Genomic DNA, 23,229 nt, shown 5'->3' on the forward strand with positions numbered 1-23,229 from the left:
ATGCCCGGCCAAGCCCCCGATCGGCCGATCGGGCGGATCGTGATCCTGGGCGGCGGGACCGCCGGTTGGATGGCGGCGGCGGCGCTGTCGCGGGTGCTGGGTCGACACGGGCCGTCCATCACCCTGATCGAATCCGAGGCGATCGGCACGATCGGCGTCGGCGAGGCGACGATCCCGCCGATCCAGGCCTTCAACGCGCTGCTGGGGATCGACGAGCGCGAATTCGTGCGCGAGACCAGGGGCAGCTTCAAGCTGGGCATCGAATTCGTCGACTGGCGGCGGACCGGCCACCGCTATTTCCACCCCTTTGGCACCTATGGCCATGATTTTGGGCCGATCCCGTTCGAGGCGGTGTGGCAGCGCCTGGCCCAGGCGGGGCGGGCCGAGCCGCTCGACGCCTATGCGCTGGCGACGCTGGCGGCGCGGGCCAACCGCTTCACCACGCCGCGCCCCGGCAATACGCCGCTAGGGCATATCGGCTATGCCTATCATTTCGATGCCGGGCTTTATGCTCGCTTCCTGCGCCGCCTGGCCGAGGGGCAGGGGGTGGTCCGCCATGAGGGGCGGGTGGCGCGGGTCGAGCGACGCGATGACGGGCTGATCGACGCGATCGCGCTGGAGGACGGCACGCGGATCGCGGGCGACCTTTTCATCGACTGTTCGGGTTTCCGCGCGCTGTTGCTGGGCGAGACGCTGGGCGTCGGGTTCGAGGATTGGGGCCATTGGCTGCCCAATGACCGCGCGATCGCGGTGCCCTCGGCGCGCAGCGGGCCGCTGACGCCTTATACCCGCTCCGCCGCGCATGGCGCCGGGTGGCAGTGGCGCATCCCGCTACAGCATCGCACCGGCAACGGCATTGTCTATGCCTCCGCCCATTTGTCCGATGATGAGGCGACGGCACGCCTGCTGGCCGGGCTGGACGGCCAGCCGATGGGCGAGCCGCGTCCGTTACGCTTCCGCACCGGCCGACGCACCCGCTTCTGGGAGGGGAATTGCATCGCGCTGGGGCTGGCCGGGGGCTTTCTGGAGCCGCTCGAATCGACCAGCATCCATTTGATCCAGGTCGGCATCGCGCGGCTGCTCGAAATGCTGCCGACCATGGCCTTCGCCAGCGCCGACCAGAGGCGCTACAACCGGCTGATGGTCGAGGAATATGCGGATATTCGCGACTTCATCATCCTGCATTTCCACGCCACCGAGCGCGACGACACGGATTATTGGCGGCATCTGCGGACCATGGCGTTGCCCGAGACGCTGCAGGATCGGATCGACAGCTACCGCGCCACGGGGCGGATCTACCGCGAGGGCGAGGCGCTGTTCACCAAGACCAGCTGGCTGGCGGTGATGGACGGGCAGGGGCTTGTCCCGCGCGGTTTCGACCCCGTGGCACTGGCTATGCCGATGGACGAAGCCGCCGCCCGGCTGGCGCATATCGCGACGGTCACCCGAAAATCGCTGGAGCTGATGCCGGATCACGACGCATTCCGCCGGCAACAGGGCTATGGCATTTGAAGGGCCGCCTGAGGGGCGCGACGGACCCGCAATCAGGGCTGTTCTTTACTCGGACAATAATCCATCATGCCGCATCAGGCAGAGGAGAATCCATGAAAAGGGCAACGAAATTCCTGTTCGCGGCGGCGGTCGCCACGCTGTTCGCGGGCACGGCAACGGCACAGACCACTCCGGCAACCGGCGGCGATGCGGTCGAGGTCCATGCCGACCGTCCGGGTGCCATCTATGACCGACATATCTTCGGCCAGTTCGCCGAGCATCTGGGGACCGGCATCTATCCGGGCATCTGGGTCGGCAAGGGCAGCAAGATCCCCAACATCAACGGCTATCGCCGCGACGTCATCGACGCGCTGAAGGCGATCCGCGTGCCGGTGATCCGCTGGCCGGGCGGCTGCTTCGCCGACGAATATCACTGGCGCGAAGGCGTCGGCCCCCAGGCCAAGCGGCTGACCAAGGTCAACACCAACTGGGGCGGCGTGACCGAGGACAATAGCTTCGGCACCAACGAGTTCATGAACTATACCGAGCTGGTCGGCGCCGAGGCCTATGTCTCGGGCAATGTCGGCTCGGCCGCGCCGTCGGAGATGGCCGAGTGGGTCGAATATATGACCTTCCCGTCCAAATCGACCTATGCCGAGGAGCGTCGCAAGAACGGCCGCGACCGCCCGTGGAAGCTGGCCATGTTCGGCATCGGCAACGAGCTATGGGGTTGCGGCGGCAATATGCGCCCCGAATATGCCGCCGACGTGACGCGCCGCTATTCGACCTTCCTGAAGGTACCGGCGGGCGAAAAGCTGATGAAGATCGCCAGCGGCGCCAACAGCGAGGACTATAACTGGACCGAGGTGATGATGCGCGACGCAGGGTCTGCGTTCGACGGCATCGGCGTCCATTACTACACCGTCCCGGGCACCTGGGAGAAGAAGGGCGCGGCCACCGGCTTCGACGAGGAAGCCTGGGCGCGTACGCTCTCCAAGACGCTGAAGATGGAAGAGCTGCTGACCAAGCATTCGGCGATCATGGACAAGTACGATCCGCGCAAGCGGGTCGCGCTGCTCGTCGACGAATGGGGCACCTGGTATGATGTCGAACCGGGCACCAATCCGGGCTTCCTGTATCAGCAGAACAGCCTGCGCGACGCGATGGTCGCCAGCCTGAACCTCGACATCTTTGCACGCCATGCCGACCGGGTACGCGGTGCCAATATCGCGCAGATGGTGAACGTGCTGCAGGCGATGATCCTGGTCGATGGCGCGCGCATGGTGAAGACGCCGACCTATTGGGTGTTCGACATGTACAAGGACTATCAGGACGCCACCGTCCTGCCGGTCGATGTCCAGTCGCGCTGGTACAATAAGGACCAGTGGGTGATGAAGGCGGTCAGCGCCTCGGCCGTGCGCGACAAGGCGGGCGTGGTTCATGTCGGCCTGACCAATGTCGATCCCAATCAGCCGGCGACCGTCACCGTCAAGCTGGACGGGCTGACCGCCGCGCAGGTATCGGGTCGTATCCTGACCGGCGCGACGATGGACGCGCACAACACGTTCGACGCACCCAACCAGATCGCGCCGCAGCCGTTCAGCGGCGCGACGCTGTCGGGCGGCATGTTGACCGTGCAGGTGCCCGCCAAGTCGGTCGTGATGCTGGACCTGCGCTGATGAAGACCCGCGCCGGAGCGCTGCTCGCCGCCGTTCTGCTCAGCAATGCTGCGGGATCCGCTGCGCCCCGGCGCGATGTGCAATGGAACAGTCCGGGGGCGGGCAATCCGCTGCTCCCGGGCTATTTCGCCGACCCCTCCATCGTGCGCGATGGGGGGCGTTGGTATATCTTCGCCACGGTCGATCCCTGGGGGGATGACCGTCTGGGCCTGTGGACCTCGGACAATGGCCGCGACTGGACCTTCTCGCAGCCCAACTGGCCGACCAAGCAGGCGGCGACCAGCCCGACCTCGGGCGATGCCAAGGTCTGGGCTCCCTCGGTGGTCAAGGCTGCGAATGGCCGCTGGTACATGTATGTCTCGGTCGGCAGCGAGGTGTGGGTCGGCTCCGCGCCCTCTCCGGCAGGGCCCTGGGCCGATGCCAATGGCGGCAAGCCGCTGATCGCGCGCGATTTTGCGCCTGAGTACCACATGATCGACGCCGAGGCGTTTATCGACACCGATGGTCAGGCCTATCTCTATTGGGGATCGGGGCTGAACTGGGTCAATGGGCATTGCTTCGTCGTGAAGCTGAAGCCCGACATGGTTCATTTCGACGGCACGCCAAAAGACGTGACCCCGGCCCATTATTTCGAAGGCCCCTTCATGGTGAAGGAGAAGGGGCGTTACCTGCTGATGTACAGCGACGGGAATACGACCAAGGACAGCTATAAGGTCCGCTATGCGGTCGGGTCGTCGCCGATGGGGCCGTTCACCGAGGCGGCGAACAGCCCGGTGCTGGAAACCAATGCCGCCCGGCAGATCATCAGCCCGGGGCATCATGCGGTCTTCGCCGACAAGGGGCGGTCGTACATCCTCTATCACCGCCAGGCGCTGCCCTTCGTGATGGGCGCTGAGCGGGTGTTGCGGCAGGTGGCGGTCGATCCGCTGACCGTGAAGGCGGACGGGACGCTGGAGAAGGTCGTGCCCAGCCATGATCCGGTGATCCCGGCCTTTGCCGCGCATCGGACGCGAGGCTTGCGCTGGATGGGGAAGGGGGCGGATGCGCTGGCGGCGGACGATGATTACGCGACCGTCTGGCGACCGGAGGCGGGGCAGCCGCCGGTGCTGACCGCTGATCTGGGCGCGGTACGGGACGTGCGGGAGAGCCGGGTGCGTCCGGCCTTCGCGATCCAGCCGCAGGATTTGCGGATCGAGGCTTCGCAGGATGGGAAGAGCTGGCGTCAGGTCGCAGCGGAGACGGGGGTGAGCGGATCGCCCATTACCCTGCGCCATCCGGGCAAGGCGCGGTTCCTGCGGATGACGGTGACAGCGAAGGAACCCGCCATCCTGGAGTGGTCGATCTTCTAACTCTGTAAGCCCCTCCCGCAGGCGGGAGGGGTTTGGGGAGGGGAGGGCCGCGAGGGCTGGTCTCGGTGAGACTCCGTGCCCTCCCCCATCCCCTCCCGTTTACGGGAGGGGAGCGGCCAGCGGTGGAGCTATGGCTTAAATCAACCGTCGCTCAGCCTGAGCGACGCCAAAGACCTCACCCCCTCGGCAGCGCAAATGCCATCGTATAATCCCCATACCGCGTCCCCAGCGCCCCATGGCCCCCGGCGGTGATGACGACATATTGCCGCCCGTCGCGCCCGCGATAGGTCATCGGCGTCGCCTGCGCCCCCGCCGGCAGCCGGGCGCGCCACAGCACCTTGCCCGACTTCAGATCATAGGCCCGCAGATATTGGTCGGTCGTCGCCCCGATGAACACCAGGCCCGAGGCGGTGATGATCGAGCCGCCCAGATTGGGCACGCCTGTCTTGATCGGCACGCCCAGATGGCTGCCGAACAGCCCGGTATCCTGCGCGGTGCCCAGCACCTTCTTCCACACGACCTTCTTGGTATTCAGATCGACCGCAGTCAGGTGGCCCCAGGGCGGGGCGTTGCACGGTGCGCCGAACACCCCGATCCAGGCAGCGACCACCGCGACATAGGGGGTGTTATACTGGGTCTGGAGATTGGGCTCGCGCGCATTCTCGCCGCCCTTCTTCTTGGCCATATAGGCCTTCACGCGCGGGTCGTCGCGGCGCATCAGCCAGATCTTGAACGGCATCTCCATCGTGTTGACGGTGAAGACCTGCCGCACCGGATCCAGCGCCGCGCCGCCCCAGTCGGTGACGCCGTCAAAGGCCGGATGGCCGATGATCGGCTTGAGGCCGGTGGGCTGGTAGATGCCCGTCCCCTGCGCGCGGCGGATGTCGATCCGGCAGAACAGCTGGTCGATCGGCGTCGCGCCCCAGGTCGACTTCTCGGTCGGCGCGGGCGGGGTGAAGGAGGGCAGGCCGACCGACCAGGGCTGGGTCGGCGACACCTTCACCCCCGGCGTCGCGCCGTCCAGCCGCGCGGGCCGCTCGACGATCGGGGTGATCGGCGCACCGGTCAGGCGGTTGAGGAAATAGACCTGGCCCATCTTCGTCGTCTGGATCAGCGCGGGGATGGTCTGGCCGTTGGGCGCGCGATAGTCGAACAGCGACGGGCCGATGGGAATATCCATGTCCCACATGTCCCGGTGGACCAGCTGGCGGACCCAGCGCAGCTTGCCGGTCGCGATTTCCAGCGCGACGATCGACGTGCCGAACCGGTCGTCGAACGGCCGCCGCCAGCCGATCCAGTAATCGGGCGAGGCATTGCCGGTGCCGAGATACACCAGGCCATTGGCCGGATCGGCGGTCATCGCGCCCCACACATTGGGCGTGCCGCGCGTATAGGTTTCCCCGGCAGGCAGCGGCGGGATCGCATCGGGCGAGCGACCCACGTCCCAAGCCCAGATGCCCGCCCCCGTGACCGGATCATAGGCGCGCACCACGCCGCTGGGGATGTTGCGGTTCACATTGTCGACGATCCGCTCGCCGACGATCAACCGGCCATTGGCGACCACCGGGGGCGAGGTGCTGATCTGATCGGCGGGGCCCGACACGCCCATATTCTGGCGCAGGTCGATCGCGCCGTTGGTGCCGAAGCCAGGGCAGGGCTGTCCGGTATCGGCGTCGAGCGCCATCATCCGCGCGTCGAAGGTCGGCGCGAAGATGCGGCGCGGGCAGGGCGTGCCCGCCGGGGCCTGATAGAAAGCGACCCCGCGACAGACGAGATAGCTGTTCCCCTGGCGGCTGACCTGATCCTTCCAGCTCCATTTGGTCCGCCCCGTCGTCGCGTCGATCGCCTGGACGATCGAGTGCGGGGTGCAGGTATAGAGCGTGTCGCCGATCTGGATCGGCGTCGCCTCCGAATGATATTCGCGTTTATGCTCGACCGATTCCGCACGGTCGGGCAGGTCGCCGGTGCGCTGCGTCCAGGCGAGTTCCAGCTTGCCGACATTATCCGGCGTGATCTGCGACAGCGCCGAATAACGCTGGCCCGACAGGGTGCCACCATAATCGGTCCAGTCACCGACGGGTGGCTGGCCCGCGATCGGCAGTGCGGGGTCCTGCGCCTCGGCGGGGCGCGTCCTCAGCACAGGCACCGCCATCATCAGCGCGATGATGCCCAGTGCGGCGGGCATGGCACGGGTCCGCGCCCTGTGCGTGCGCATCGTGGCGATCAGCCAGGGCAGGATGACCAGGATCAGCAGGACGGTCGGCGCCACGACGCGCGGGACCAGCTGGAGCGGATCGAGCCCAACCTCCCATATCGCCCAGATCAGCGTTGCCACCCATATCGCGACATAGAGCCAGCGCCCACGCGGATCGCCGCGTCCGATCAGCGCGCCCGACAGGATCATCGCAAGGCCGGTCAGGACATAATAAGGCGAACCGCCCAGCAGCGCGAGATACCCCCCCGCCACCGCGAAGAACCCGCCCAGCAGGGCCAATACCCAGCCCAGAATTTTCGCCAAGACGCGACCCAGCACGGGCGTTCCCCCTATGACTGTAACAAAAAGTTGCTGGAAGATGAACGCGCGAACGCAGGCTTGGTTCGCCTGTGTTTTTGACAGACGATGATAATCCCATCGGACGGAGGTCGGGACGATATGGTTTTGGCGGCATCGCGATCGGAAGAGGCCGGGCTGGCGCCGTTTCTGTCCCGCTGGACGGCGCCCGATGGCTGGGTCCATCGCCGCTATGACCGGCCGTCCGAGCCGGATGTGCCTCGCCGCGGACGCCTGTTGTTCCAGACCGGCCGCGCCGACATGATCGAGAAATATGGCGATGCGATCGACAATTTCCGTGCCCAAGGCTGGGACGTCACCGCTTTCGACTGGCGCGGGCAGGGCGGATCGGGGCGGCTGACCGGCGACGGGACGGGGCATATCGACCGGTTCGACCGGCTGACCGAGGATCTGTCCGCCTTCTACACCGACTGGGCGGCGGAGGCGGAGGGCCCGCATGTCGTGCTGGGCCATTCGATGGGCGGGTTCGTCACCCTGTCGGCACTGGCGGCGGGCCATATCGTGCCCGATGCGGTGGTGCTGGTGGCACCGATGCTCGCGCTGCGCTCGCCGGTCGGGCAATGGGCGGGGGCGCGGTTCGCGCGCTGGCAGGTGGGACGGGGTGATCCCTTGCGTCCCGCCTGGCGGCGGCTGGAGACCGAGGCGGCGGCCGCCGCGCGCCAGAAGAGACTGACTCACGACCTGGCGCGCTTCGCCGATCAGCAGGCGTTTCGGCAGGCCCGGCCCGATCTGTGCCTGGGCTCGCCCAGCTGGCATTGGGTGGCGGAGGCGTTTCGCGCGACCGCCGCCCTGCGCGACGATCCCGCGCTGGCACGGATCGAGACGCCGGTGCTGATGCTGGTGGCGCTGGCCGATCGGCTGGTCGACCCGCGTGCCGCCGGGCGTGTGGCGGCACGCTTGCCGCGCGGTGAAATGGTCGCCTTCGGCAAGGACTGCGCGCACGAGATCCTGCGCGAGGCCGATCCGGTGCGCGCCAATGCCTTTGCCGCGATCGACGCGTTTCTGACGCGGCGACTGGGGGCGGGTTAGAGGGTCAGCGCGTGCCGCAGCGGACCGGCCCGCTGCCCGGCATGATCCGGCATTTGGGGGTGCCCGCCACCGTCACCCGGCCGACCCCGCCATTGGTGACGGTCGCGCTATAGCGGGCCCGCGCCTGAATCTCGCCGGGGCCGTCGAGCGTCACGGACAGGTCGCCCGCCTCCAGCCCCTCGGCCGCCAGCGCGATGGCGCCATTGCCCGCCAGCCGCGCCTTGCCGACGCGCCCGCCCGCGATGCTCAGCCTTGCGGTGCCGAGCAGCATCGCGTTCAGCTGATCGCCCTCCACCCGGTCGACCCGGACATCGCCGCCGCCGGTGATCGTCACCGCCATGGCCGCGCCGCGTAGGGCCTGCGCGCTCACCTGCGCCCCGCCGATCACGGTGATGGCCGAGAGCGGCGGCGCGGCGAGGGTGAGGGTCAACGGCGTCGTGGCCGTGCGGCGGGACGGCTCACCCGCCGTCACCCGTCGCACCACCAGCGTGCCGTCGGCGATGCGCGTCTCCACCTGGCGCAGCGCCTCGGCATCGCCCGACAGCGTGCCGCGCGGCGAGGGGGCGGTGGTCAGGGTGACGACAAAGCCGCCCTCGACGCGCAATTTCTGAAAACTGCTCAGGTCGACCCGGCGCTCGGCAGCCGGAGCGGCGCTGGGCAGGAGAAGAAGGAGCAGCGACAGGAGGTGGCGGCGAAGCATGGCCGCCATCCTCGCGCGCTCCGTCCCCCGTCGCAACCCGGATCAGCGGCCGCAGCGCACCGTGCCCGATCCCGTCCTTCCCACCGTACAAACCGAATGGGGACCCAGATCGGCGCTGCCCGACCCGGTCAGCCCGACCTTAGCCGGACCGTCGACCTGAACGGTCACATTGCCCGAGCCGGTGACGCCGACCTTGGCCTTCTTGGCATGGAGACCCGCGGCGTTCAGGCTGCCCGACCCGGCGATCCCGGCCTTCAGCGCATCGGCGGTGCCGGTCGCGCTGATCGAACCCGATCCGGCGATGCCCAGATCCGCCTGGCCCACCCGCATCGCGGCGATGACGAGATCGCCCGAACCCGCGACACCCGCCTTGAAACCGGAGCCCTCGACCCGGTCGATGGTCATCCGGCCCGATCCGCTGACCCCCGCCTCGGTCAGGCGCGGCAGCGTGACCAGCACCCGCACGCCGCTGCGCTTGCCCCAGTGCACGCCCTTTTTTAGGCCGATCACCAGCTTGTCGCCGTCGCGTGCGACACGTAGCTGATCGAGGGCGTCGGCCGGACCCTCGGCCCGCACCGAGAAGTCGCGCCCGACGCGGATATCGACCGGATCGCTGCCGTTCGCCTCGACGCCGGTAAAGTCGCGCACGGCATAGCTGCGCACGCCGCCGGTGCCCTGTGCGGGGATGTCCTGCCCGCGCGCGTCGCTCTCGAACGAGCAGGCGGCAGTGGGAACGGCCAGCAAGGCGATGGCCAGCAGCGAGGGCAGGGCGACGGGCTTCTTCATGGACAACCTCCTGTGTGTTGCATCAACAATACACGCAAGGGGCATCGCGGCGCAAATGAAAAGGGCGGCCCCAGCGGGACCGCCCTTTTCGGTTCGGACATCGCGAACGGCGTCAGGCCGCAGGCTTTTCCTTGTTATAGATCGCCGCGGCCGCGCGCAGGATTTCCAGGATCTTCTCCTGGGCGCGGGGCTCGTCCACCTCTTCCATCGCGGCGAGTTCGCGGGCGAGGCGGCTGGTGGCCGCTTCGAAGATCTGCCGCTCGGAATAGCTTTGCTCGGGCTGGTCGTCGGCGCGGAACAGGTCGCGGACCACTTCGGCGATCGACACCAGGTCGCCCGAGTTGATCTTCGCTTCATATTCCTGGGCACGGCGCGACCACATGGTACGCTTGACCTTGGGCTTGCCCTTCAGCGTTTCCATCGCCTCGCGCATGGTCTTGTCCGAGGACAGCTTGCGCATGCCGACCGACTCGGCCTTGTTGGTGGGAACGCGGAGCGTCATGCGCTCCTTTTCGAACCGCAGCACATAGAGTTCGAGCTGCATCCCTGCGATTTCCTGCTTTTGCAGCTCGATAACGCGGCCCACGCCATGCTTGGGATACACGACATAGTCACCGACGTCGAAGTGGAGCGCCTTGGCAGCCATTGGGGGCCTTTCCGGATCAAAGGCCTTCGCACGAGCGCCGGACGAGCGGAAATAGGTCCACTGTTCTCATCGGCCTCGGGAAGGAAGGGTCGAACACATCAAGGCGGGCGGTCGCGAAAACAGCTAGGCCCGTCGCGGACCATATAGCATGGTCGCAAGAAAATTACCAGCATATGTGCAGGGTAACGGGAACCATTCGGCGCCGTACCGAAACATTCCTCCCCTGCAAGGGGAGGGGGACCATGCGAAGCATGGTGGAGGGGTATCCCGTTATCGAGAGGGCGACACCCCTCCGTCAGGCCTTCGGCCCGCCACCTCCCCTTGCAGGGGAGGAAGAGTTTCCGATTAGTCGCCCTTGCCGGGCTCCGGGCTGAAGAACTGCTCATATTTGTTCTCGACGCCCTTCATCGCATCGGCGTCGGGCGGCGTCTGGTCCAGCTTGCGCGTGACATTGGGCCACTGGGCGGAGAAGGTGTTGTTCAGCTCCAGCCACTGTTCCAGACCGCTCTCGGTGTCGGGCAGGATCGCCTCGGCCGGGCATTCCGGCTCGCACACGCCGCAGTCGATGCACTCGGACGGGTTGATGACGAGCATATTCTCGCCCTCATAGAAGCAGTCGACGGGACACACCTCGACACAGTCCATATACTTGCAGCGAATGCAGGCATCGGTGACGACGTAGGTCATGACAACTCCCAAGGTACGAACGCGTGCTGCTATGCCGCGTATGACGATCCGTCAACGCCCGAAACCATATTGGGGCTAACCGGAGAAGTGACCAGATCGCAGTAACAGGCGCGCCCTTCGGCGGGCGGGCCGCGCCGGACGGGCAGCGACTCGACCCGCAGCACGCGGACGTCGCCATGATGCGCGAAGGTCAGGATGCTGCCCACCCGCACCGGCGCATGGGCGCGGTCGATCGCGCGGCCGTCCATGCGGAAATGCCCGTCACATGCCATCGCCTGCGCGGTCTCGCGCGACTTGGCGATCCGCGCCCACCAGAGGAAACGGTCGAGCCGCATCGACTCGGTGGCGGTGGCGCGGGTGGTCATGGGGCGGGATGGTCCTTTCTGTGGGAGGATGAGATGACGGCCATATTCCTCCCCAAGCGGTGCTTGGGGAGGGGGACCGCCGCGAAGCGGTGGTGGAGGGGCAGGGCCGCAAATTTTCGGCCTGAGGCAAATCGCGGGGCACCGCCCCTCCACCACCGGGCTGACGCCCGGCGGTCCCCCTCCCCATCGAAGATGGGGAGGAATGGGGTCACGGCGTGCGGCCCCAGTCGGCGAGCGCGGCGAAGGCGTTGCCGGGGCTGGCCGCGACACGTGGGGCCGGACGGGCGGGGGGCCGGCCGCGCCAGATCCAGCGCGTGGGTTCGTTCTCCCCGCCGCGCAACCGGCGGAAACCGAGGTCGCCCATCAGCCGCTCGAGCGTCGCCGCCTCAAGTCCGATCGAGGTGGCGAGCGACGCATCGGGGGTGAAGGGCCCCCGTCCGTCGTGCGCGTCATGCGTCGCCCGCGCGATCCGCTCGACCAGGTCGATGCGCACCGCCTGATCGCCCAGCGGTCGGAAGCCCGAGGCGACGGTGCGTCCCGGTTCGTCGCGCTTCAGGATGGTCGCGCCGGGCCGGGGCAGGGCAGGGCTCTGGCCCCAAAGCGTCATCAGCGTCCGGCGCAAGACGGCCGCGCCGGGCTTGAGCAGCCGCGGATCGAAGATGTCGAGCGTGCCGATGGTGATGCCCAGGCCGCGCAGCCGCCGCCGCTCCTCGGGCGACAGCGCGTCGATCATCAGGCGCAGCGGCTGGCGCGGCGCGATGCCGCCCGCATCCTCCAGCGCGGCGGCGACCGCGCGGATCGCCGGCGACGCCTTGGCCTCACGCGCCAGCGCCGCCAGCCGGACAAGCGCGGGCACGGTCTTGTCGAGCGAGCGCGCCACCCAGCTTTCCAGCCGCGCCTTCACCCGCTCGCGCATCGGCGGCGCCAGACAGTCGAGATCGCGCTCCAGCCGCACCACCGGCAGCCCCAGCGACGGTCCCGCGACCAGCCGGGCGACACCATGCCCCTCCCAGACCAGCCGATCCTCGGCGAGCAGGATCGCCTCATGCCCGGCGGCGATCAGCGCTTCGGCCCGCCGCGACCGCTCAGCACCGAGCCGCTTTTCCGCCGCCGCGAGCAGCAGGCGCTTGTCGTTCGCCCGTGCGCCTGCCTCGACGGTGAAGCGGAACCCCTCCAGCCGCCCGATCGGGTGATCCTCGACCAGCACCTCGCCTTCCGGGCCGATGGTGACGGGCAGCGCACCGGCATCCGCGCCGATGCGGCGGATCAGCGCGGTGGTCCGCTTGTCGACGAAACGCTGGGTCAGGCTGGCGTGAAGCCCGTCGGACAGCCGCTCCTCGATCTCGCGCGTGCGTTCGGCCCAGTGGCGGGGATCGGCCAGCCAGTCGGGCCGCTGCGCAATATAGGCCCAGCTGCGGATCGCGGAGAGGCGGCCCGCCAGCGTCTCGACATCGCCCGCCATGGTGTCGAGCCGCGCGATCTCGTCGGCGAACCACCGGTGCGGGACATGGCCCAGTCCCTCGGACAGATGGCCGAACACGCGCGAGACGAAGCGGGCATGGGGATCAATGCCCACTTTCCGGAAATCGGGAATGCCGCATGCCGCCCACAGCCGCGCGACCATGGCGGGCCGCCGCACCCGGTCGCGGACCCAGGGCTCGTCGGCCAGCCGCTTGAGCACCTGCAGATCGGTGGCGAGCGGCGCGGCGCGCAGCACGCCGGGTTCGGGCTTGCGCTCCAGGCTCTTGATGAGCGCGTCGATGCTCGACAGGTCGGGATCGCCGTCGCGCCAGTAAAGATGGTCGAGCCGGGGGAAGCGATGCTCCTCGATCGCCAGCATCTCCTCGGGCAGGAACGCATCGGGGCCTTCCTCGGCCAGCGCGCCGAAGGTGCCGTCGCGGTGATGCCGCCCGGCGCGGCCCGCAATCTGCGCCATTTCGGCGACGGTCAGGCGACGGCGGCGGCGCCCGTCGAACTTGTGGAGGCCGGCAAAGGCGACATGCGCGACATCCATGTTCAGCCCCATGCCGATCGCGTCGGTGGCGACCAGATAATCGACCTCGCCCGCCTGGAACATCTCGACCTGCGCATTGCGGGTGCGCGGGGACAGCGCCCCCATCACCACCGCCGCACCCCCGCGCAGGCGGCGCAGCATCTCGGCCACCGCATAGACCTCCTCCGCCGAGAAGGCGACGATGGCGGAGCGCTTGGGCAACCGGCTGATCTTCTTCGCCCCCGCATAGCTCAGGGTCGAGAAACGCGGTCGCGCGATGATCTCGGCATCCGGCACCAGCGCGCGGATCATCGGTTTCAGCGCTTCGGAGCCCAGGATCATCGTTTCCTCGCGCCCGCGCGCATGGAGCAACCGATCGGTAAAGACATGACCGCGTTCGGGATCGGCGCCCAGCTGCGCTTCGTCCAGCGCGACGAAGGCCACGTCGCGGTCCGGCATGGATTCAGCGGTGCACAGGAACCAGCGGGCGTCGGGGGGAACGATCTTTTCCTCACCCGTCACCAGCGCCACCTGGTTCGCGCCCTTCAGCGCGACGACCCGGTCATAGACCTCGCGCGCCAGCAGGCGGAGGGGAAAGCCGATGATACCGCTGCTATGCGCGCACATACGCTCGATCGCGAGGTGCGTCTTGCCGGTGTTGGTCGGCCCGAGAACGGCCGTCACGGCGCCCGATACGCGGCTGGTCATATCCCCTACATCGGGCTTTGCCGGCGCGGTTGCAACGGCCTGAAACAAGATGGCGGGACATGCGCGACATTCGGCCCGGTCCGGCCACGTCTGGCCGCAGCATGGGGTGATCGGGCGGCCGCCCCCTTTGACTTTGCAGGCTATGGGCGACAGGCGAAAATCCTGTGCGCCGGGGGGGAGATCGGCGACGCTGATCGACGATTTCACGGACGCCGCCCCAACCCATGTTCCTTGCTACCGACGAAGCCCTGATCCTGACCGGCGGCACCGCTGCGCGCTCGCCGGCGGCGCATCCGCCGCTCCTGCCCATCGGCCGCTGGGCGCGTTGGCGCGAGGCGGCGCACGAGATCGATTGGGTGCCCGATCTGGGCCACCGGATAGGCAGCCGCGACTGGTGGCGCGGGCTGGCGACCTGTTCGGCGCTGTGCGCCGCGACGATCGCGATGGCGCCGGGCTTTCACCGCGCCATCCCCGCCGCCTCGCCCGCACCGCTGACCGGCGAGGTGTGGAAGAATGCGCGTGCGCAAACCATCGCGCCGCTGGCGCTGGGCGCCGATACCGGGCGGCGCATGGCGGCGAACGAACTCGTTACGCATCTCGCCGAAGCGCCCGAGCGGCCGATGGTCGAACTGTCGGCGACGGTCGGTGCGGGCGACCGGCTGGCGCGCGTGCTGCAACGCGCCGGCGTGGCCAGGGACCAGGCGCGGGCGGCGGCCGATCTGGTCGAGCAGGCGGCGGGGGACGAGGCGATCGCCTCGGGCACCCGCGTCGCGCTGACGCTGGGGCGGCGCCCCAGTCAGCGGGTCGCGCGCCCGCTGGAGAGCCTGAAGCTGCGCGCGCGCTTCGACCTGGCCGTCACCCTGACCCGCACGCCGCAGGGGCTGGAGATGACGCAGGCGCCGATCGCGATCGACCGTACGCCGCTGCGCCTGCAGGGTCTGGTCGGGTCGAGCCTCTATCGCTCGATCCGCGCGGCGGGTGCTCCGGCCAAGGCGGTCGAAGGCTATATCAAGGCGCTATCGGCGCATATGTCGGTGGGCCGCGACGTAAAGCGCTCGGACAGTTTCGACCTCATCATCGAGCGCGAACGCGCGGCGACCGGCGAGACGCGGCTGGGCAAGCTGCTGTTCGTCGGGCTGGACCATGGCGGTCGCAAGACGCAGCTGGCCCGCCTGTCCGACAGCGATGACGGCCAATGGTACGACGTCAACGGCCAGACCGAGCGGCGCGGGGCCATGGCCATGCCGGTCGCGGGGCGCATCACCTCTTCCTATGGCAAGCGGATGCACCCGATCCTGGGCTTCATGCGGATGCACAAGGGGACCGATATCGGTGCGCCTTATGGTGCGCCGATCCATGCGATCATGGACGGCGTCGTCCAGTTCGCGGGCCGCTCGGGCGGGTACGGCAATTTCATCAAGCTGGCGCATTCGGGCGGCCTGGCCAGCGGCTACGGCCATATGAGCCGCTTCGCGGTCCGCTCGGGCGCGCATGTCCGGCAGGGCCAGGTGATCGGCTATGTCGGCTCGACCGGCATGTCGACCGGCCCGCACCTCCATTGGGAAGTGTGGAAGAACGGCGCGGTGGTGAACCCGCGCACCCTGAACCTGTCGAGCGTCGCGGTGCTGTCGGGGGCCAAGCTGCGCAGCTTCAAGCGCGAGGTGCAGGCGCTGCTGGCGGTGAAGCCGGGCGTCTGAATCCCACCCTCCGTTCGCACTGAGCGAAGTCGAAGTGCATGTTCCGCGCTTGGCCAGGTGATCCCCTTGGCCTTCGACTTCGCTCAGGCTGAACGGCGCTTTGGTAAGGGGATCATTTCCCCGCCGCGCGCCAGCGGGATACGGTTTCGCCCAGCACCCCCGCGCCGCCGGCCGGGCGGGCCCAGATGCCGGTGATCTTCATGTCGTTGGAGGCGGGGCGCTTGCCCTCTTCCAGATTGTCGAAGCTCGCGCGCATCGGGAACATTACGCCCTCGCCGCACAGGATCGCCTCGCGGTTGCGCAGCGCCGAAAGGATGTCGAGCAGCCCGCGCCCGCCCTCGGGCATGGCCGATCGGACCATCGCCTGGTCGCGCTCGTTGTTCAACCGCATCGCGATGATCGTGCCGCATTGCGACAGCACCCCCTCGGCCAGGTCGGACGGCCGCTGGGTGACGAGGCCCAGCGAGACGCCATATTTGCGCCCCTCCTTGGCGATGCGCGACAGGATGCGACCGACCGCCGAATCCTGTTCCGCCTTGGCCGGGATGTAGCGGTGCGCCTCTTCGCAGACCATCAGCACCGGGCGGCGATCGGCGGGCGGCGACCAGATGGCATGATCGAAGATCATCCGCGCCAGCATCGCTACGACGACGCTGGTCACGTCCGACGGCACGCCCGACACGTCGATGATCGAGATCGGCCGCCCGTCGCCGGGCATCCGCAGGATGCGGCCCAGGAACGACGCCATGGTATCGGCGACCAACATGCCCGAGAACATGAAGGCATAGCGGGGATCGCCCTTGATCTCCTCGATCTTGGACTTGATCCGCAGATAGGGGCCGGTGTCGCCCGCCCGCTCCAGCTTGCTCATCTCGGCGGTCAGCAGGCTGGTCAGGTCGGACAGCAGATAGGGGATGGGCGTGTCGACGGTGACGCGCGGCAGGTCGGCGGCGGCGCGGCTGCGCATCCGCGCGGCGAGCAGGCATTTGGCGAGCACATCGGCATCCGTCGCCTGATCGGCGGGGCTGGCCGAGAGCAGGATCTCGCAATGCTCCTCGAAATTCATCAGCCAATAGGGCATCCGCAGATTGTCGACATTGTGGATCTCGCCCGTGTCGCGAAAGGCGGTGGCATATTCGCCATGCGGGTCGATCATCACGATGTGACCCAGCGGCGCCAGCTCGCAGATGCGGTGCAGGATCATCGCCGTTGCGGTCGACTTGCCGGTGCCGGTCGAACCCAGCATCGCGAAATGCCGGCCCAGCAGCGCGTCGACCGCCAGGGTCGCGGGCACGGTGCGCGCCGGGTGGACGGTGCCGATCCGGACCGTCGCCATGTCGCGATTGCCATGGATGCCCGCCAGCTCGGCCGTGGTGATCGCATGCACGGTCGCGCCCGGCATCGGATAGGCGGTGACGCCGCGCCGGAAGCCGTAAAGATCGCCCGTCTCGGCATGGCGCATACCTTCGCCCATCAGGTCGATCTCGGTCGCGATCGCGGCGGCATCGCTCGATGGATCGAGCGACAGCGAGCGGATCGACCCCACGATCCAGCGGTCGTCGCGCTTGATCTTGACCGGCATCGCCACCTGTCCCGCCGCCGCCAGCACCGGGTCGGGATGGGCGGACAGCGCGGCCACCGCTTCGCGGTCGAGCACGATGCGTCCCGACGATCCGCCGATGCCCAGCAGCCAGCCGATGACGGGCGTGTCGAGCGCGTGACCATGTGTTTCGACGGCAGGAGAGGGCGAGAACATGAGGAAATACCGTAGGGTCGGGGAGAGGCGGTCATCCTAGCGCGCCGATCCTTAAGATGCGGTATCGGCGCGTCAGACCCGCCGCGCGATCCACCCGGCGGTCCAGCCGAGCAGGATGGAAAGCGCCACCGCGGTCAGGCCATAGGGTATGGCGGCGCGGTCGGCGGCGCGGGCGACGAACCGCTCGAACCCCGATTTGCGGATGTCGATATCGCGCACCGCCGCCGCCAGCACGCGACCGTCGCGGATCAGGAAGGTCTCGGCGGTGAAGCGGCCCACCGGCACGCGCGCCGGGATGGTCACGCGCGCGCGGTAGAGGACGTCGTCGGTGATCTCGACCGCACGCGGCGCCTCGACATACAGGCCGCTGCGGCGACGCTGGTCGACCAGCCCGGCCTGGAACCGCGCCTGGACATCGGCGGGGGCGTTGGAGGCAGGCGAGAGCTGCAGGCTGTCGAGCCCCAGTTCATAGATGGCGCGGGTGCGATCGTCGACGATCCGCTCGATGGGCCGTGACGAGGCGATGGCATAGAAGGACGGCGCCGACTGGTATCGCAGCCGCCCGGCATTGACCCAGAGACCGGCGATCTTCTCCTTCTCGCGGATCAGGATCGACTGGGTCGGGCCTTTCACGACGACGACGATGTCGGTCGGCTTGTCATCCTGCGGCGGGCGGCCGCCGGGGTAGAGGATCGCACCGAACAGCAGGAGTTCGGCGCCGGTGAAGCTATAGGCGATCTGGATGTCGCGCTGCGATACGTCGGGCACCAGCACCGGCTTGGCCTGCGCCATCAGCAGCGGCGAGAACAGCGCCAGCGTGATGGCGGCACGCTTCACAGCGGCTGCACCGTGAAGATTTCCTCGGGCCGCCAGACGAGGCCGAGCAGGATGCGAAGCCCCACCAGCAGCACGATGACGGCGAGCGCGAGGCGCAGATATTCGGGCTTCACATTGGTCGCGAACTTCGCCCCCAGCTGTGCGCCCGTCACCGATCCGACCAGGAGCAGCCCGGCGAGCACGATGTCGACCGCCTTGGTCGTGGTCGCATGGACCATCGTCGCGGCGGCGGTGACGAACAGTGTCTGGAACAGCGAGGTGCCGAGCACGACATTGGTCGCCATGCCCAGGATATAGATCATGGCGGGCACCAGAATGAACCCGCCGCCCACGCCCAGCAATATGGTCAGGATGCCGACGAAAAAGCCCAGCATCAGCGGCGCCAGCGGCGAGATATACAGGCCCGAGGCATAGAAGCGGGTGCGGAAGGGCAGGGCCGCGACCAGCGGATGGTGCCGCCGCCGCGCCGCGCGCTGCGGTACGCCACGGCGCTGCGCGATGATCGCGCTGGTCGCCTCACGCGCCATGACCGATCCGATCCAGCCGAGCATCAGCACATAGACGATGGCGATGACCGTATCGATCTGGCCGCTCGCCTGGAGCAGCTTGAAGATCCAGGCGCCCGCGAACGACCCCACGACGCCGCCCGCGACCAGCACGCCGCCCATCTTCACATCCACCCCGCCGCGCCGGAAATGCGCGAACACGCCCGACACGCTGGCGCCCGTCACCTGGCTGGCGGCGGAGGCGGCGGCGACGGTCGGCGGGATGCCGTAAACGATCAGGAGCGGCGTGGTCAGAAACCCGCCGCCGACCCCGAACATCCCCGACAACAGGCCCACGCCCGCCCCCAGCGCGATGATGACGAGCGCGTTGACCGACAGGTTGGCGATCGGAAGATACAGGTCCACGGCCGCGTTATAGCCGCATGAGCCTTTCCGAACAGTGTCGACGGCCTGGAAATCGCCGGGTCGGGGCCTGATCGCCCTTCGTCCCGCGCCGTTGCTTGGCGGCGAGGACCTAACCGGTCAGCCCCGCCGCCGTCGCCAGGCCCAGAAACGCCAGGAAGCCGATCGAATCGGTCGTCATCGTGACGAACACCGAGGACGCCACCGCCGGATCTGCGTCGAACCGGTCGAGCGTCACCGGCACCAGTACGCCCGCAAGCCCCGCGACCAGGATATTGGTCATCATCGCCGCCGCGATCACCATCCCCAGCGCGGGATTAGCGAAGACCAGGCTGACACCCACGCCGATCACCGCCGCGACCGTCATGCCGTTCATCATAGCCACGCGAATCTCGCGCATGATCGCACGCGCCGTGTTCGACCGGGTCAGCTGGTTGGTCGCCAGCGCGCGCACCGTCACCGCCAGCGTCTGGGTCCCCGCATTGCCGCCGACCCCCGCCACGATCGGCATCAGCGTGGCGAGCGCCACCATCCGCGCGATCGTGCCCTCGAACGCGGCGATCACCGAGGAGGCGACCATCGCGGTGATCAGGTTGGCGAGCAGCCAGCGGACGCGGCTCTTATAGCTGTCGAGGATCGGCTCGTTGATGTCGCCCTCGCCCGCACCCGACAGGCGAAGCACGTCCTCGCCCGCCTCCTGCTGGATGATGTGGACGATGTCGTCGACGGTGATCATGCCGACCAGCCGCCCGCTCGCGTCCACGACGGCGGCCGAGATCAATGCGTATTTCTGGAAGCGCAGCGCGACCTCTTCCTGGTCCATGTCGACCGGAATCAGCGTCTGTTCGCGCTTCATCACGTCGCCGATCGCGATTCCGCCCGGCGCACGGAGAATCCAGGACAGCTGGCATGTCCCGATCGGCCGGTGACCGGGATCGACGACGAAGATTTCCCAGAAATCGGTGGTCAGCTCGTCATCGTCGCGCAGGAACTGGATCGTCTGGGCGACCGTCCAATGTTCGGGCACCGCGATCAGCTCGCGCTGCATCAGGCGGCCGGCGGACTCCTCGGGGAAGGATAGCGCCTCCTCGATCGCGGCGCGGTCGTCGGGATCGAGCGCACGCAGCACCGCGCGCTGCTCGTCCTCGTCCATGTCCTCGATGATGGCGACGGCGTCGTCGGTATCGAGTTCGGAGGCGATGTCGGCGACTTCATGCGGTTCGAGCGCCTGGATCAGCTGCTCGCGCACATAGTCGTTCATCTCGGCGAAGACGTCGCCGTTCAGCAGGTCCGTGACCGCGCGGGCCAGGTTGACGCGTTCCTCGTCGCCGACCAGCTCGAACAGGTCGGCGATGTCGGCGGGGTGCAGCGGCTCGACCAGCGCCCGCGCGCCCTCGTCGTCGCCCGCCTCCAGCGCGTCGAGCACGCTGCTCACATATTCGGGCTTCAGCCGGTCGTCCTCGTCCAGCTGGGTTTCGGGCGCCGGGTTTTCTGAAAGGCGCGTCTCGGTTTCGAGTTCGGGGAGTTCGGTGTCGCTGATCTCGGCCTCCCGCGGTCGGTCATGAACGTGCTGTCACGCCTCTATAGCGAGGCAGAGTCATTTGCCAGCGGGCGCGTGAACGCCTACCTGCGAGCCCATCAACGAAGGAAGACCCTTATGGCCGAGACTTTTTCCAAGCTGACCCTGACGCTCGAGAGCGGCGATGTCGTCATCACGCTGCGTCCCGACCTGGCGCCCGAGCATGTCGCGCGTATCGGCGGGCTTGCCAATGAAGGCTTTTACGACGGCGTCGTGTTCCACCGCGTGATCCCCGGCTTCATGGCGCAGGGCGGCGATCCCACCGGCACCGGCATGTCGGGTTCGGACAAGCCCAATCTGAAGCAGGAGTTCAACGCCGAGCCGCACGTCCGTGGCACCTGTTCGATGGCGCGGACCAACGATCCGAACTCGGCCAATTCGCAGTTCTTCATCTGCTTCGACGATGCGCGCTTCCTGGACCGTCAGTACACGGTCTGGGGCCAGGTCGAGAGCGGCATGGAGCATGTCGACGCGCTGCCCAAGGGCGAGCCGCCGCGTAACCCGGGCAAGATTTTGAAGGCGACCGCGGAGTAATTTTCGCGATAGCCGAGAGAAGGGGGGAGCCTCGACAGGGGCTCCCCTTTTTTTGTCGTTCCTGCCGGCCGCCAAACAACACGCCCCTCCCGTAAACGGGAGGGGATGGGGGAGGGCACGGGGTCTCACAGAGATCAATCCTCGTGGCCCTTGCCCCTCCCCAACCCCTCCCCCTGCCGGGAGAGGGGCTAGAGTCTGGGGAAAGGTCTGGCATTCCTCAAACGTCCCGGAATACGGGCGGACGCCGCTCCATGTTCGCCCGCACCGCCTCGCGGTGGTTCGCACCCCGCATGAGCGCCAGTTGCTCGGCGCTCTCCATCGCCAATATTTCCGCCGGTTCGCACCCCATCGCGCCGAACAATCGCTTGGCGCTTCTCACCGCATCGGGACTCCGCCCGGCGATCTTTCGCGCCAAAGCCAAAGCTTCGCCCCGCGGATCTTCGACAAGCCGCGTCACGAACCCCGCCGCCTGCGCCTCCGCCGCACCGAATTCGCGCGCGGTATACACCCATTCACGAAGCACATCCTGCCGCACCCCGCCCCACAGCGCAAAGCCGCCCATGTCGGGCACGATCCCCCAATGCACCTCGCGAATCGCAAAACGGGTGGCGGGATGCGCCAACCGGATATCGGCGCCCGCCATGATCTGCGTCCCCCCGCCGAACGCCACACCGTGTACCGCCGCGATCACCGGCACCGGCAGCGTCCGCCAGCCCCAGGCGACCTGCTGCACCAGATTGGCCGGGCCATGGCTGCGGACGCCCAGGTCCAGCCCGGCCAGATCGCCCCCCGCCATCGCCGCCATGTCCAGGCCGGAGCAGAATCCGTCCCCCTCGCCCGACAGGACCACCGCGCGCACGTCCGCCCGCGCGCGCAGCATGTCGATCGCCTCCGCCAGCGCACCGAACATCGCGCGGTCGATCGCGTTCAGCTTTTCGCCACGCGCCAGCCGGACATCGGCGACGCCCTCCGTCATCGCGATCGTCACCCGACCTTCCATGCCGCTCTCCTTTTGCGCTTCTCGTCGCCTCGTGTAGACCATCGGCCTATGGGGTTCGATATGGAACGCTTCGTCGCGATGGGCGGCCTGGGCGGCGGGCATGGGCGGCATCTGGGCATCGGATACCGGGCGCATGGCGAAGACTGGGCGGAACTGGCGCTGCCCTATGACCCAAGGCTGATCGGCGATCCGGCGAGCGGCGTCATCGCGTCGGGGCCGATCGTCGCGATGATGGACATGGCGACCAGCGTCGCGGTCTGGCTGAAGCGGGGCGTGTTCGAGGCGCATGTGACGCTCGACCTGCGCGTCGACTATCTCCGCCCCGCTTTGCCCGAGCGGACGGTGATCGGGCGCGGCGAATGCTATCGGATCACGCGCAGCGTCGCCTTTGTCCGGGGCATCGCGCATGACGGCGATCCCGACGATCCGGTCGCGCATGTCGCGGGCACCTTTATCGGGATGAGAGCATGAGCGCGCCCCGCACCGCGATCGGCCAGGCGATGGTCCTGCCGCCCTATGCGCAGTGGCTGGGCTGTTCGATCGACTGGGTCGAGGGGCATCCGCAACTGGTCTTGCCGTTCGGCGACCATGTCATGGGCTGGCCGGGGCTGCTCCAGGGCGGGGCGATCGCCGGGCTGCTGGAGGTCGCCGGGATCGCGGCGCTGACCCACCGCCTGGCGCAGGAGGGCGGCGGGCGGATCAAGCCGGTGACGATCACCACCGATTACCTGCGCACCGGCCGCGACCAGCACGCGACCCACGCGGTCGGCACCATCCTGCGCCTGGGCCAGCGCACCGCCAATGTCGAGGCGGTCGCTTGGCAGGAGGATCGCGACCGCCCGATCGCGACCGCCCATCTGAACTACCGAGTCCTGCGTGGATAGGCGGCCCTCATTCCTCCCCTGCAAGGGGA

At 68.1% G+C, this 23,229-nt stretch carries 20 protein-coding genes; 8 read left to right on the forward strand and 12 right to left on the reverse strand.

Going from position 1 to position 23,229, the window contains the following annotated elements; all coding sequences use genetic code 11:
• The 3 genes from QZ546_RS01500 (at window position 1) to QZ546_RS01510 (ending at window position 4,519) form a co-directional block, all read left to right on the forward strand.
• Window positions 1-1,512 carry a tryptophan halogenase family protein gene (locus QZ546_RS01500; RefSeq protein ID WP_294233534.1) on the forward strand — a complete coding sequence of 504 codons (1,512 nt, stop codon included), beginning with the start codon at window positions 1-3 and terminating at the stop codon, window positions 1,510-1,512.
• A 92-nt stretch (window positions 1,513-1,604) separates the two neighbouring features.
• Window positions 1,605-3,170: an alpha-L-arabinofuranosidase C-terminal domain-containing protein gene (locus QZ546_RS01505; protein WP_294233537.1), complete on the forward strand. Its 1,566-nt coding sequence runs from the start codon at window positions 1,605-1,607 to the stop codon at window positions 3,168-3,170.
• The gene (locus QZ546_RS01510; RefSeq protein WP_294233540.1) at window positions 3,170-4,519 is read left to right on the forward strand and encodes a family 43 glycosylhydrolase; all 1,350 of its coding nucleotides are present in this window, start codon (window positions 3,170-3,172) and stop codon (window positions 4,517-4,519) included. Before QZ546_RS01505 ends, QZ546_RS01510 begins: the two co-directional genes overlap by 1 nt.
• A gap of 175 nt (window positions 4,520-4,694) precedes the next feature.
• Here QZ546_RS01510 and QZ546_RS01515 read toward each other — a convergent pair whose 3' ends face one another.
• Window positions 4,695-7,052 (reverse strand): membrane-bound PQQ-dependent dehydrogenase, glucose/quinate/shikimate family, encoded by a 2,358-nt coding sequence (locus QZ546_RS01515; protein ID WP_294233543.1) that lies wholly within the window; start codon window positions 7,050-7,052, stop codon window positions 4,695-4,697.
• 120 nt (window positions 7,053-7,172) lie between these two features.
• Between QZ546_RS01515 and QZ546_RS01520 the strand changes: the two genes are divergently transcribed.
• Window positions 7,173-8,120 carry an alpha/beta fold hydrolase gene (locus QZ546_RS01520; protein ID WP_294233546.1) on the forward strand — a complete coding sequence of 316 codons (948 nt, stop codon included), beginning with the start codon at window positions 7,173-7,175 and terminating at the stop codon, window positions 8,118-8,120.
• Window positions 8,121-8,124: 4 nt separating this feature from the next.
• Here QZ546_RS01520 and QZ546_RS01525 read toward each other — a convergent pair whose 3' ends face one another.
• From QZ546_RS01525 to QZ546_RS01550, 6 genes are all read right to left on the reverse strand, one after another.
• Complete coding sequence (locus tag QZ546_RS01525; RefSeq protein WP_294233550.1) at window positions 8,125-8,820, reverse strand: DUF2807 domain-containing protein; 696 nt, start codon at window positions 8,818-8,820, stop codon at window positions 8,125-8,127.
• A 42-nt stretch (window positions 8,821-8,862) separates the two neighbouring features.
• Window positions 8,863-9,606, reverse strand: a complete 744-nt coding sequence (locus tag QZ546_RS01530; protein ID WP_294233553.1) for a head GIN domain-containing protein — start codon at window positions 9,604-9,606, stop codon at window positions 8,863-8,865.
• Window positions 9,607-9,718: 112 nt separating this feature from the next.
• Window positions 9,719-10,252 (reverse strand): CarD family transcriptional regulator, encoded by a 534-nt coding sequence (locus tag QZ546_RS01535; RefSeq protein ID WP_042486954.1) that lies wholly within the window; start codon window positions 10,250-10,252, stop codon window positions 9,719-9,721.
• Between the two features lie 345 nt (window positions 10,253-10,597).
• Entirely contained in the window at window positions 10,598-10,939 is a 342-nt protein-coding gene (gene fdxA, locus QZ546_RS01540) for a ferredoxin FdxA (RefSeq protein WP_125959090.1), read from the reverse strand.
• A 29-nt stretch (window positions 10,940-10,968) separates the two neighbouring features.
• Window positions 10,969-11,304, reverse strand: a complete 336-nt coding sequence (locus QZ546_RS01545) for a S4 domain-containing protein (RefSeq protein WP_294233566.1) — start codon at window positions 11,302-11,304, stop codon at window positions 10,969-10,971.
• 208 nt (window positions 11,305-11,512) lie between these two features.
• Window positions 11,513-14,005, reverse strand: a complete 2,493-nt coding sequence (locus QZ546_RS01550; protein WP_294233569.1) for a helicase-related protein — start codon at window positions 14,003-14,005, stop codon at window positions 11,513-11,515.
• Between the two features lie 224 nt (window positions 14,006-14,229).
• Here QZ546_RS01550 and QZ546_RS01555 point away from each other — a divergent pair, with 224 nt between their 5' ends.
• Window positions 14,230-15,702, forward strand: a complete 1,473-nt coding sequence (locus tag QZ546_RS01555; protein ID WP_294233572.1) for a peptidoglycan DD-metalloendopeptidase family protein — start codon at window positions 14,230-14,232, stop codon at window positions 15,700-15,702.
• Between the two features lie 112 nt (window positions 15,703-15,814).
• Here the strand turns inward: QZ546_RS01555 and QZ546_RS01560 are convergent, their stop codons facing one another.
• The 4 genes from QZ546_RS01560 to mgtE all read right to left on the reverse strand — a co-directional run bounded on the left by QZ546_RS01560 (window position 15,815) and on the right by mgtE (window position 20,671).
• Window positions 15,815-17,458, reverse strand: coding sequence for a DUF87 domain-containing protein (locus QZ546_RS01560; protein WP_294233577.1), 1,644 nt, complete (start codon window positions 17,456-17,458; stop codon window positions 15,815-15,817).
• Window positions 17,459-17,530: 72 nt separating this feature from the next.
• Entirely contained in the window at window positions 17,531-18,295 is a 765-nt protein-coding gene (locus tag QZ546_RS01565) for a TIGR02186 family protein (RefSeq protein ID WP_294233580.1), read from the reverse strand.
• A complete protein-coding gene (locus QZ546_RS01570) occupies window positions 18,292-19,206 on the reverse strand; it encodes a sulfite exporter TauE/SafE family protein (protein ID WP_294233585.1) in 915 nt (304 codons plus the stop codon). Before QZ546_RS01570 ends, QZ546_RS01565 begins: the two co-directional genes overlap by 4 nt.
• 109 nt (window positions 19,207-19,315) lie before the next feature.
• Complete coding sequence (gene mgtE, locus QZ546_RS01575; protein WP_294233736.1) at window positions 19,316-20,671, reverse strand: magnesium transporter; 1,356 nt, start codon at window positions 20,669-20,671, stop codon at window positions 19,316-19,318.
• A 189-nt stretch (window positions 20,672-20,860) separates the two neighbouring features.
• Here mgtE and QZ546_RS01580 point away from each other — a divergent pair, with 189 nt between their 5' ends.
• A complete protein-coding gene (locus QZ546_RS01580; protein WP_056436311.1) occupies window positions 20,861-21,316 on the forward strand; it encodes a peptidylprolyl isomerase in 456 nt (151 codons plus the stop codon).
• Window positions 21,317-21,533: 217 nt separating this feature from the next.
• Here QZ546_RS01580 and QZ546_RS01585 read toward each other — a convergent pair whose 3' ends face one another.
• Window positions 21,534-22,316: a crotonase/enoyl-CoA hydratase family protein gene (locus QZ546_RS01585; RefSeq protein ID WP_294233591.1), complete on the reverse strand. Its 783-nt coding sequence runs from the start codon at window positions 22,314-22,316 to the stop codon at window positions 21,534-21,536.
• 60 nt (window positions 22,317-22,376) lie between these two features.
• On the opposite strand from QZ546_RS01585, the gene QZ546_RS01590 reads away from it, so the two are divergent.
• Both QZ546_RS01590 and QZ546_RS01595 read left to right on the forward strand, forming a co-directional pair.
• Window positions 22,377-22,787 carry a PaaI family thioesterase gene (locus tag QZ546_RS01590; protein ID WP_294233594.1) on the forward strand — a complete coding sequence of 137 codons (411 nt, stop codon included), beginning with the start codon at window positions 22,377-22,379 and terminating at the stop codon, window positions 22,785-22,787.
• On the forward strand, window positions 22,784-23,200 hold the full coding sequence (locus QZ546_RS01595) for a PaaI family thioesterase (RefSeq protein WP_294233597.1): 417 nt from the start codon (window positions 22,784-22,786) through the stop codon (window positions 23,198-23,200). The genes QZ546_RS01590 and QZ546_RS01595 overlap by 4 nt, the downstream gene beginning before the upstream one ends.
• Window positions 23,201-23,229: the final 29 nt, after the last annotated feature.

Origin of the sequence: uncultured Sphingomonas sp. (assembly GCF_913062585.1) — a bacterium.
Lineage (GTDB): Bacteria > Pseudomonadota > Alphaproteobacteria > Sphingomonadales > Sphingomonadaceae > Sphingomonas.